This is a genomic window from Mesorhizobium sp. M2A.F.Ca.ET.042.01.1.1, from assembly GCF_003997405.1.
Classification (GTDB): Bacteria; Pseudomonadota; Alphaproteobacteria; order Rhizobiales; family Rhizobiaceae; genus Mesorhizobium.
This window is the reverse complement of sequence record NZ_RZRX01000235.1, coordinates 1-10,306: the sequence shown is the minus strand read 5'-3', so window position 1 is coordinate 10,306 and position 10,306 is coordinate 1. Positions and strand designations below refer to the sequence as shown.

The 10,306-nt window shown below is 64.9% G+C and carries 11 protein-coding genes; 3 read left to right on the top strand and 8 right to left on the bottom strand.

Translation table 11 applies throughout. The features are described 5' to 3' along the window. A partial coding sequence (locus EOA23_RS27110) for an aminopeptidase (protein ID WP_145966493.1) occupies positions 1–735 on the top strand: 735 nt, incomplete at its 5' end. Between the two features lie 22 nt (positions 736–757). Beyond that, the gene (locus tag EOA23_RS27105; protein WP_127306400.1) at positions 758–1,108 is read left to right on the top strand and encodes a DUF488 domain-containing protein; all 351 of its coding nucleotides are present in this window, start codon (positions 758–760) and stop codon (positions 1,106–1,108) included. A 62-nt stretch (positions 1,109–1,170) separates the two neighbouring features. Here EOA23_RS27105 and EOA23_RS27100 read toward each other — a convergent pair whose 3' ends face one another. After that, positions 1,171–1,524 (bottom strand): ArsC family reductase, encoded by a 354-nt coding sequence (locus EOA23_RS27100; protein ID WP_127306399.1) that lies wholly within the window; start codon positions 1,522–1,524, stop codon positions 1,171–1,173. A gap of 195 nt (positions 1,525–1,719) precedes the next feature. Next, positions 1,720–2,073, bottom strand: a complete 354-nt coding sequence (locus EOA23_RS27095) for a SnoaL-like domain-containing protein (RefSeq protein WP_127306398.1) — start codon at positions 2,071–2,073, stop codon at positions 1,720–1,722. 307 nt (positions 2,074–2,380) lie between these two features. On the opposite strand from EOA23_RS27095, the gene EOA23_RS27090 reads away from it, so the two are divergent. Continuing rightward, complete coding sequence (locus EOA23_RS27090; protein ID WP_127306401.1) at positions 2,381–3,094, top strand: SOS response-associated peptidase; 714 nt, start codon at positions 2,381–2,383, stop codon at positions 3,092–3,094. A 476-nt stretch (positions 3,095–3,570) separates the two neighbouring features. Here EOA23_RS27090 and EOA23_RS27080 read toward each other — a convergent pair whose 3' ends face one another. The 6 genes from EOA23_RS27080 to EOA23_RS27055 form a co-directional block, all read right to left on the bottom strand. Beyond that, complete coding sequence (locus tag EOA23_RS27080) at positions 3,571–4,548, bottom strand: 2-dehydropantoate 2-reductase (RefSeq protein WP_127306396.1); 978 nt, start codon at positions 4,546–4,548, stop codon at positions 3,571–3,573. Continuing rightward, positions 4,548–6,077, bottom strand: a complete 1,530-nt coding sequence (locus EOA23_RS27075) for an acyl--CoA ligase (RefSeq protein WP_127306395.1) — start codon at positions 6,075–6,077, stop codon at positions 4,548–4,550. Before EOA23_RS27075 ends, EOA23_RS27080 begins: the two co-directional genes overlap by 1 nt. Before the next feature lie 45 nt (positions 6,078–6,122). After that, positions 6,123–7,709: a gamma-glutamyltransferase gene (gene ggt / locus EOA23_RS27070; RefSeq protein ID WP_127306394.1), complete on the bottom strand. Its 1,587-nt coding sequence runs from the start codon at positions 7,707–7,709 to the stop codon at positions 6,123–6,125. 20 nt (positions 7,710–7,729) lie between these two features. Further along, positions 7,730–8,530: an ABC transporter permease gene (locus EOA23_RS27065; RefSeq protein ID WP_127306393.1), complete on the bottom strand. Its 801-nt coding sequence runs from the start codon at positions 8,528–8,530 to the stop codon at positions 7,730–7,732. Further along, entirely contained in the window at positions 8,527–9,450 is a 924-nt protein-coding gene (locus EOA23_RS27060; protein WP_127306392.1) for an ABC transporter permease, read from the bottom strand. The genes EOA23_RS27065 and EOA23_RS27060 overlap by 4 nt, the downstream gene beginning before the upstream one ends. Then, positions 9,447–10,306 (bottom strand): ABC transporter ATP-binding protein (locus EOA23_RS27055; protein ID WP_145966492.1); only part of this gene is annotated, 860 nt, incomplete at its 5' end. The genes EOA23_RS27060 and EOA23_RS27055, both read right to left, overlap by 4 nt.

The following is a 10,306-nucleotide window of genomic DNA, read 5'->3' as shown; positions in this document are numbered from 1 at the left end:
GTGGTGAAGCTCGCCGACGCCATCTTCTCCGCCTCGCGCGTCGACGTCGAAGACCCGATCGGCAACTGGAAGGCGCATAACGCCGCGCTGGCCGAGCGCACGAAATGGCTGAACGAGCACAGTTTTCATTCCCTACATTTCACCGGACCGGGCACCGATCTCACCGTCGGGCTGGCGGAGGGCCATGAATGGATGGGCGGCGCCTCGACGGCGAAGAACGGCATCACCTGCAATCCCAATATCCCGACCGAGGAGGTCTTCACCACGCCGCATGCAAGGCGCGTCGAGGGTCACGTATCCTCGACCAAGCCGCTCTCCTACCAGGGCACGCTGATCGACGAGATTTTGGTGCGCTTCGAAGGCGGGCGGATCGTCGAGGCCAAGGCCTCGAAGGGCGAGGACGTGCTGAAGAAGGTGCTCGACACCGACGAGGGCGCGCGCCGCTTGGGCGAGGTGGCGCTGGTGCCGCATTCCTCGCCAATCTCGAAAAGCGGGCTTTTGTTCTTCAACACGCTGTTCGACGAGAACGCCGCCTGCCACATCGCGCTCGGCCAGTGCTACTCGAAGTGCTTCGTCAACGGCGCCTCGCTTAGCCAGGACGAGATCGCCGCGCGCGGCGGCAACAAAAGCTTCATCCACATCGACTGGATGATCGGCTCCGACAAGATCGACATTGACGGCGTCGCCAAGGACGGCAGCCGCGTGCCGGTGATGAGCAAGGGCGAGTGGGCGTAACCTCCTCGCCAGCGGAGATGTGATGGCCTTCGACATTGCGGTGAAGCGTGTTTATGAGCCGCCGGCGAAAGCCGACGGCCAGCGCGTGCTGGTCGACCGCATCTGGCCGCGCGGCGTCGCCAAGAAGGACGCCGAACTGGCATTATGGCTGAAGGAGATCGGGCCGACCGACGCGCTGCGGAAATGGTTCGGGCACGAGCCGGAGCGCTGGGCGGAGTTCCAGAAGCGGTACCGCGCCGAGCTCGATGTCAACAAGGAGGCGGTAGTGCAGCTGCGTGACCTGTTGCGCGAGGGCAAGGTGACGCTGCTCTACGGCGCGCATGACGAGGTGCACAACAATGCGGTGGCGCTGGCGGAATACCTACAGGCGTAAACGTTGAGATGCTGGCGGGACAGAGAGGGGGGCGAAGGAACTCGGCCTAAGAGTAGTCGCGCCTATTTTCCGCCCACCGCCTCCTCGTAAACCTCCGGCTTGAAGCCCACGAACACCCGCTCCCCCACCTCGAGCACCGGCCGCTTGATCATCGTCGGCTTGGCGAGCATCAGTTTCTTCGCCTTCTTCTCGTCCAGCCCGGCCTTGTCCGCCTCCGGCAGCTCGCGAAACGTGGCGCTGCCCTTGTTGAGCAGCTTTTCCCAGCCGACCTTGCCGACCCAGCCGTCCAGTTTCCCAGCCTCGATCCCCTCGGCTCGGTAGTCATGGAAGCGATAGGGCACGCCGTGGCTTTCCAGCCAAACGCGCGCCTTCCTGATCGTGTCGCAGGTGGTGATGCCATACATGGTGATGGTCAAGGCGGGCCTCTGTCGGGTGGGGTTTCGAATCCGGCGGAAGCCTAGGCCGGCCCTGCAAGCTTTGCCAGCGCTTTGCGGTGGCCCGCATTTTGATGGTTTTGGCCACTGGGACAAATCGGCCGACCAACTTGCGCAGACGATTTGAAGCTTGCCTGGCAGCGGCCGGAGCCCGGCCGCCGCGTGCAATATCCGGCCTCAGTAGTAGAAACGCTCTTCGCTGATCTTGCCGTTCTTGACCGTGTAGAGGCCGACCTCATCCATCTTGACGCGTTCGCCGGTCGATTTTGGCGTCACGTCGAAGCTGAAGCGCAAGGCGAACTGGTCGCCATTGACATAGGGACCCTCGGCCGAACCGCCGTGAACCTCATGGTTCGCTTCCCACCATTCGCTCTTCTGCTTGACGGCTTCCTTGCCGTTGCAGACGGCCATCGGTCCTTCCATGGCTTCGTAGCTGACGATGTCGTCGGCATTGTATTTCGCGGCGGCGCTGTGGCTGTCGCCCTGTTTGAGGAGCTCGGTGAAATCCTTGGCAATTTCCGCAGTGGTCATGATTTCCTCCCGGGTTTGGACCAGACATCAAGTAGGAACCGATCGTTCGCCTGCCAGCGGTGCGTCGCTCGGCAGGTGACAATTCGTGTCAGGATGGCGATGCCGCGCCATCAGAACCCAACAATCCAGTTCCCGCCAGCGCCTTGCAGCAGGGGGCAATGGTGCGCGGCCAGTTGGCCGGCCACGTGGAAACCCGAAAGGAGACCTTAGAGAGGTTCGAGATGCAGGCATGTTCGACCGACCAGTACAGGTCCGTGGGCCATTTTTGTTTCTGGATTACGCGCGATCGCTGAGGCATCGTGGGCAGATGTGCAACCTCTACAACATCACCACAAGCCAGGACGCCATCCGCGAGTGGACCCGCGCTATGCGCGACATCATGGGCAACCTTGAGCCCTCGCTGGACGTCTATCCCAACATGCCCGGCGCAGTGGTCCGCAATGCCCCCGATGGCCAGCGTGAGCTTGCCAAGCTGCTGTGGGGCATGCCAACGCCGGCAGAGCGGGTGAAGGGCAAGGCGGACTACGGGACCACCAACATCCGCAATCCGCAGTATGGCCACTGGCAGCAATATGTCGGCGTGGAGAACCGCTGTGTGGTGCCCGTCACAAGCTTCGCGGAGCCGAGCCCCACCCCCAACGACAAGGATCCCGAGACGGGCATACAGCGGAACTACTGGTTTGCGCGAAGCGGGGACCGACCCCTGTTCTTTTTCGCTGGCATGTGGACGCGCTGGCAGGGGGTCCGCAGGGTCAAGGATGGGCCTGGAGACTTCGAGCTTTACGGCTTCCTTACGACCAAGCCCAACGCCCTCATAGCGCCCATCCACGACAAGGCCATGCCGGTGATCCTCACCACGCGGGAGGAAGTTGAAACCTGGCTCACGGCCCCATGGTCCGAAGCGCGGCACATGCAGCGGACAGCGCCCGACGACGCCTTGGTGATTGTCGAGAAGCCGACCACGCAGATCAAGTTCCCAAATGCCGGGAATGCGGCGGGTGGCCAAATGTCACTACTTTGACCGGGCTCTGACCCGGCGAGGAGATGATCTATCAATCTTTTTCGTCTCGCCAGATCACCCGCCGCACCATACGCACCCCCACAAGGCGCCTCACGCGTATCTTCACGCCCTGGACGGCGCTGGGCAGCAAAATATCGACGTCGAACTCCCGCTGCTTGCAGCGCTCGCATCGCATGTGCCGCTCGACGTCCCAGAATGGAATGTCCCCCATGAGCTTGAGGAGATCTCCGGGGAGGTAGTGATGGGTGATGTTGCAGTTGATGCAGCGGACGCGGATTAGCTGCCCGATGTCATGGGCTCGGCTCAGTGTCTGAACGACGCGTCGGGTTCTGCTGCTGGGCTCCGGCATAGCCTACGAAATAGGAAAATGTTCCTTGCGGAGTCAATTCAAGCGAAACCCTTTTGTTCTATTTTTGTTCATTGTGGCGGTTAGAGCTATCGGAGTGAAGCGAGGGATCCTCGGGACCGGCATTCCTTTAATAACACCCGCGCTCGATCGCCAGCCGCCGCACCAGCGCCAGCACGCTGTCGATGGTCGGCGTCGGCTGGGCGGTCAGGCGGCCGAGTTCCTGCACCGCCGTGACCAGGGCGTCGATCTCCATCGGGCGGCCGCGCTCGAAGTCCTGCAGCATCGAGGTCTTGTGCTCGCCGACATCGCCTGCGCCCTTGATGCGACCGTCGACGGAGATGGGAAAGCGCACGCCGAGGCGCTCTCCGATCGCCTGCGCCTCCAGCATCATGGCGCGGGCGACGTCGCGCGTGCCTTCATCGGCGACGATGGCCGCCAGCGTGCTGCCGGTCAGCGCCGAGATCGGGTTGAAGGAGAGATTGCCCCAGAGCTTCACCCAGATCTCCGAGCGGATGTCCTCGCGCACCGGGGCCTGCAGCCCGGCCTTGACCATTTCGCGCGCCAAGGCGGTGGCCCGCTCGCTCTTCTCGCCCGACGGCTCGCCCAGCGAGAAGCGCGTGCCCTCGACATGGCAGATCAGGCCTGGAGCATCGACCTCGACGGCGGGATAGACGACGGAGCCGATGACGCGCTCCGGTCCGATGCGCTGCCAGATCGCACCGCCTGGATCGACCGCGTCAAGCCGCGTGCCTTCGAGCGCACCGCCTGCCTTGTGGAAATACCACCAGGGCACGCCGTTCTGCATGGTGACGACGGCTGTGCCCTCGCCCAGCAGCGGCGCGATCTGCTCGAGCGCCGGCGCCAACGAATGCGCCTTCAGCGCCAGCACGACATAGTCCTGCACGCCGAGTTCCTCGGCGCGCGCAGCCGCCCTTACCGGCGCCACCATTTCCTTGCCGTCCTCGATCAGGCGAAGGCCGTCGGCCTTGATCGCCTCCAGATGCGCGCCGCGCGCCACGATCGACAAATCGACCGAGCCGGCAATCGCGAGCTTGGCGGCAAGATAGCCGCCGATGGCGCCGGCGCCGAAGACTGTGATGCGCATCAGCCGAGACCGAGCTTTGCCGCGAGGCCGATGCGCTGCAGCTTGCCGGTGGCGCCCTTCGGAATCTCGTCGAGGATCACCACCTTGCGCGGCACCTTGAAATCGGCGAGCCGGGTCGCGGCGAAACCGCGAATGTCGGCCTCGCTGGCGCTCTGGCCCTCGCGCAGCACGACGGCGGACGCCACCTCTTCGCCCAGCTTGTCATGCGGCATGGCGAAGGTGACCACCTGCGCCACCGCCGGATGGTCCATCAGCACGTCGTCGACCTCGAGCGGCGAGATCTTCTCGCCGCCGCGGTTGATGATCTCCTTCAGCCGGCCGGTGACGCGCAGATAGTTGTCCTCGTCGAGCACGCCCTGGTCGCCGGTGTGGAACCAGCCATGGGCGAAGGCGCTGGCGTTGGCGTCCGGGTTCTTCTCATAGCCGGCGGTGACGTTCGGGCCGCGAATGACGATCTCGCCGATCTCGCCGGCTTTGAGCAATCGCCCATCCGGCGCCATGACGGCGACTTCAGGCCCGGCCGACGCACCGACGCTGCCGGGCTTGCGCAGGCCGGGCGGCAAGCGGTTGGACGCCATCTGATGCGCGGCCTCGGTCATGCCGTAGGATTCGATCACCGGGCAGCCGAAGGTCGCTTCGAGTTCGGCCATCACTTGCGCTGGGAGCGATGCAGACGACGAACGGATGAAGCGCAGCTTCGCTTCGGCGAGCTGCTCCGGATTGCGGGCGGCGCGCGGCAGGATCGCCTGATGCATGGTCGGCACGGCGGTGTACCAGCTTGGCCTCGCTTCGCTGAGCCACTGGAAGAAACGCAGCGCGTTGAAGCCCGGCGTGCAGAAGACGCTGCCGCCGGCGGCAAGCGAGGACAGCACCGCGGCGATCAGGCCATGGATGTGAAACAGCGGCATGATGTTGAGGCAGCGGTCGGCCGGGGTCAGGCCGAGCGTGGCGCCGATATGCGCGGCCGACGCAGCAAGGTTGGCGTGGCTGAGCGGCACGAGTTTCGGGCGCGAGGTGGTGCCGGAGGTGTGGAGCAGAAGCGCAACGTCGCCATCCTCGGCCGACCCGGGAGAAACCGGTGGCCCAACCGGCTCGCCTTCGATCATGAAAACACCCGCTCGCGAGCCTTCAGGCACGACCAGACGAAGCACCGGGATGCCGAGGCGCGCGGCCGCCTCGACCGAGGGACCTGCCTCATCCTTGCCGACGAGGATCGCCTTGACGCCGATGTCGGTCAGGTAGAAATCGAGCTCGTCGGCCCGGTAGGCCGGATTGAGCGGCGCGGTGGACGCGGCCGCCGCCACAGCGATGAAGGCCGTCGCCATTTCCGGGCCGTTCGGCAGCACGATCGCGACGCGATCGCCACGGCCGATGCCGAGCGCGTTGAGCCGCGCCACCGTATCGCGGATCAGCTTGCGCAGCCCGCCATGCGAGAGGACTGTCCGTTCGGGCGCGGCGATGGCGGGCGCGTCGTCGGCCCCAGGGGCAAGACGATGGTCGAGATCGGTGGCGTTTTCGCTATTTGTCATGGTTCCAAACTATGTTTCGAACGATCGGCCGATGTCCAGCGCTGCTCAATATCCAAGCGCCAGGCCGTCCTTGCGCGGATCGGACGCGCCGGTCAGCGTGCCCTTTTCCCAATCGATGAGCACCGCCTGTCCGCCGCCCAGCGGGTGGTCGGGCTCAACAACACGATGGCCACGCCGGCGCAGGCCTTCGATGGCGTCTGGATGCACGCTGCGCTCGGCCTCGACGACGTCGTGGTTGTAGAAGACGCGCGCCGCGTCGATCGCCTGCTGCGGGTCCATGCCGAAGTCGATCATGTTGGTCACGACATGCACATGGCCGAAAGGCTGGTAGCCGCCGCCCATGACGCCGAACGGCATCATGGCGCAACCGTTCTTCGTCATCATGCCCGGCATGATCGTGTGCATCGGCCGTTTGCCGGGGGCTATCGCGTTCGGGTGCCTCGGATCGAGGCGGAAGCTGGAACCGCGGTTCTGCAGCACGACGCCGGTCTTCGGGCCGACGACGCCGCTGCCGAAGGAATAATAGGTCGAGTTGATGAAGCTGACCGCGTTGCGGTCGCGGTCGACGACGCTGATATAGACCGTGTCGCTGCCCGGCAGGTTGAGGCGCGGCAGATGGGTCATGGCGCGCTCGGGGTCGATCGCGGCGCGCAAGCTGTCGGCATAGGCGCTGGAAAGCAGCGCCTGGACCGGCACGTCGACATGATCCTGGTCGGCGACGAACGAATCGCGATCCTGGTAAGCCAGGCGCCCTGCCTCGATCTCCAGATGCAGGCGCTCGGCGCCCTCGGGATCGAGCCTGCCGAGATCGAAGCCCGAAAGCACGTTCAGCATCAGAAGCGCGGTCAGGCCCTGGTTGTTCGGCGGCATCTGGTGGATGTCGTGACCGCGATAGGAGGCGCTGACCGGGGTTCGGTAATCGCCCCTGGTCGCGGCGAAGTCTTCCAGCGTGTGCAGCCCGCCGAGCGCGCGAAGGCGTCCGACCAGATCGTCCGCGACCTCGCCTTCGTAGAAACCGGCGCGGCCTTTCCTGGCGATGATGCGCAACGTCTCCGCCAGCTCCGGCTGGCGATGGATGTCCCCCGCTTTCGGGGGCTTGCCGCCTGGCAGGAAGATGCGCGTCGCAACCTCGTCGGCCGACAGGTCGGTCTCGGGGTCGTGCCAGTCGAAGGCGACGCGGTCGTGCACGACATAGCCTTCTTCCGCATAGTGAATGGCCGGAGCGAGCGCATCGGCCAAGCCCTTGCGGCCGTGGCCTTCCAGCAGCCGGCACCAGGCGTCGACGGCGCCTGGAACGGTGACCGCGTGCGGGCCATGCAGCGGCAGTTCGCTGAATCCCTTGTCCCGGTACCAGTCGATGGTCGCGGCGGCGGGCGCGCGGCCAGAGCCGTTGAAGGCGACCACCTCGCCCTGCCCCTTCGGGCAATAGAGCACAAAACAGTCGCCGCCGATGCCCGTCGATTGCGGCTCGACCACCGCCTGGACCGCGGCCGCGCAGACGGCGGCATCCATGGCGTTGCCGCCGGCGCGCAGCATGTCGATGGCGGCAAGGGTGGAAAGCGGATGCGAGGTCGCGGCCATCGCCTCTGTGGCGCGGACCGGCGAGCGGCCGGGAAACTGGAAGTCACGCATGCTGGTTCTGGTATCCTATATCAACGTCCGCGGCCGAAAAGCTGGGCGGCGGACAACAAGACGATCGATAGCACGATCAGGCAAGTCGAAATGGCGGCGATCGTCGGATCGATCTGGTCGCGCAGCGCATTGAACATGCGGCGCGTCAGCGTCGTGGTCTCGCCGCCGGAAATGAACAGCGACACCACCACCTCGTCGAAGGAGGTGATGAAGGCAAACAGCGCGCCTGAGACGATCGAGAATCTGATTTGCGGCATCGTCACCTGGAAGAAGGCGGAGAAGCGGCCGGCGCCGAGGCTGCGCGCCACCATCTCCTGGTTCATGTCGTAGGAGCGCAATCCCGACAGCACGGTCAGCACGACCAGCGGCAGCGCCTGCACTGTGTGCGCGATGACGAGGCCGGTCAGCGTGTTGTTGAGGCCGATGCGGGCATAGAGGAAGAACGTGCCGATACCGATGAGGATGACCGGAATGATCAGCGATGCGGTGAGCAGCGCGTTGATCAAGCCGGTCATCCTGAGCGTGCGGGCGTTGATGGCGTAGGCGACCGCAGTGCCGAGCAGCGTCGCGACGATCGCCGTCATCACCGCTACCTTGACCGAGACGACCGTGGCGTCGCGCCATTCGAGGGAACCGAAATAGCTTTCGTACCAGCGCAACGACCATTGCTGCAGCGGGAACTCCAGGAGCGAGGAGCCGGAGAAGGACATGATGACGATGATCACAGACGGGGCGATCAGGAATAGCATGACGAGGCCGCCGAGCGCGTAGAGCCAGAGGCGTTGCCGGTGCGAGATCGGCAGGGCGTTTTCCATGGTCATCGCCGGTTCCAGACCCCGGTGGCGCGGGCGCCGAGCAGCCAGTGGAAGAGGCCGAGCAGCGCCAGCGTGACGGCGAGCAGCACGACGCCAAGTGCCGCGCCCGCGCCCCAGTTGGAATAGAGGCTGGTGGTCTGCTCCATACGCATGGCCCACATGATCACCTTGCCGCCGCCCATCAGCGCCGGCGTGACGAAGAAGCCGAGGCAAAGCACGAAGACGATGACCAGGCCTGAAGCGAGGCCCGGCAGCGACAGCGGAAAGAAGATCTGCCGGAAGGTGGCGGCGGGGCTGGCGCCGAGATTCATGCCGGCGCGCAGACAGTCGACGTCGATGGTCTTCATCGAGGCGTAGAGCGGCAGCACCAGGAAGGGCAGCATGATGTGGGTCATGCCGATGACGACGCCGGCGAAATTGTTGGCGAGCGGCAGCGGCTGGCCGATCACGCCGAGATCCATCAGCCACGTATTCACCAGCCCCTTGCGCTGCAGGATGACAAGCCAGGCATAGGTGCGCACCAGCACCGAGGTCCAGAACGGTAGGATGACGAAGATCAGGCAAATCGACGCCGCGCGGCGCGGCAGTTGCGAGAGCATATAGGCCAAGGGATAGCCGAGCAGCACGCAGGCGCCGGTGACGGTGAAGGCCACCTTGAAGGTGGTGGCGAAGGTCTTGATGTAGGACGCCTGCTCGAAGAAGCGCGCGTAATTGGCGGCGCTGAGCTGGCCGCTCTCATCGAACAGCGAAAGCCAGAACAGCCAGCAGATCGGCACGATGATGACGGCGAAGACCAGGAAGAGCGCGGGTGACAGCAGCGCGAGCATGCCGCGCGCTTCCCGTCGCGCATCGGCGTTGAGCGCATCGGAATTGAGCGCGCGATCCGGGCCGACGGCACGATCAAGGCTGGCGGATGCGAGGCTCATTGGTCGGCCACCAGCACGACGTCCTGGGCATCGATGCCGAGCATGATCGGCTCGCCCGGCGCCGGCAGTTTCGCCAGCACATCGGAGCGGCAATAGTCGCGCAACGTCACCTGCCGCCCGGCCTTCAGCGTCGCGTAGCAGACGAAGCTGTCGCCCTGATAGATAACGTCGCCGACGGTCGCCGGCAGCAGGTTGATGCCGCCTGTCGGTTCGCCGGCGATCAGGCGCAGCTTTTCCGGCCGCACCACCATCAGATGCCGTCCGGCGGTCGGTGCGGCTGACGTCATGCGAAGCTTCCTGTCCTCGTACCAAACACTGCCGTTGCGGCTTTCGACCGGAACGAAACTGGACTCGCCGATGAAGCCGGCAACGAACTTCGTCCGCGGCCTGGCGTAGAGAACTTCCGGCTGGTCGATCTGTTCGATGCGCCCGGCATTCATGACGGCGATGCGGTCCGACATGGTGATCGCCTCGCGCTGATCATGCGTGACGTAGACCGTCGTCATGCCGAGCCTTCGATGCAGGTTGCGCAATTCGATCTGCATGTGCTCGCGCAGGCTTTTGTCGAGCGCCGAGAGCGGCTCGTCCATCAAGACGATACGCGGTTCGAAGACGATGGCGCGGGCCAAGGCCACGCGCTGGCGCTGGCCGCCGGAGAGCTGGTCGACGCGGCGCTCGCCAAGGCCTTTCAGCTGTACCAGGCCCAACGCCCGCTCGACGCGTTCAGACGTTTCAGCGGCCGATACGCGGCGCTGCTTCAGCGGAAAGGCGATGTTGTGGAAGACGTTCATATGCGGGAACAGCGCATAGTTCTGGAACACCATGCCGATGTTGCGCCTGTGCGGCGGCATGGTGA

What these genes read in the sequence shown, in the direction of transcription:
- EOA23_RS27105 (WP_127306400.1), top strand. Translation starts at nt 758, where the DNA reads ATGGCCTTCGACATTGCGGTGAAGCGTGTTTATGAGCCGCCGGCGAAA.
- EOA23_RS27095 (WP_127306398.1), bottom strand. Translation starts at nt 2,073, where the DNA reads ATGACCACTGCGGAAATTGCCAAGGATTTCACCGAGCTCCTCAAACAG.
- EOA23_RS27090 (WP_127306401.1), top strand. Translation starts at nt 2,381, where the DNA reads ATGTGCAACCTCTACAACATCACCACAAGCCAGGACGCCATCCGCGAG.
- EOA23_RS27080 (WP_127306396.1), bottom strand. Translation starts at nt 4,548, where the DNA reads ATGCGCATCACAGTCTTCGGCGCCGGCGCCATCGGCGGCTATCTTGCC.
- EOA23_RS27075 (WP_127306395.1), bottom strand. Translation starts at nt 6,077, where the DNA reads ATGACAAATAGCGAAAACGCCACCGATCTCGACCATCGTCTTGCCCCT.
- ggt (WP_127306394.1), bottom strand. Translation starts at nt 7,709, where the DNA reads ATGCGTGACTTCCAGTTTCCCGGCCGCTCGCCGGTCCGCGCCACAGAG.
- EOA23_RS27065 (WP_127306393.1), bottom strand. Translation starts at nt 8,530, where the DNA reads ATGACCATGGAAAACGCCCTGCCGATCTCGCACCGGCAACGCCTCTGG.
- EOA23_RS27060 (WP_127306392.1), bottom strand. Translation starts at nt 9,450, where the DNA reads ATGAGCCTCGCATCCGCCAGCCTTGATCGTGCCGTCGGCCCGGATCGC.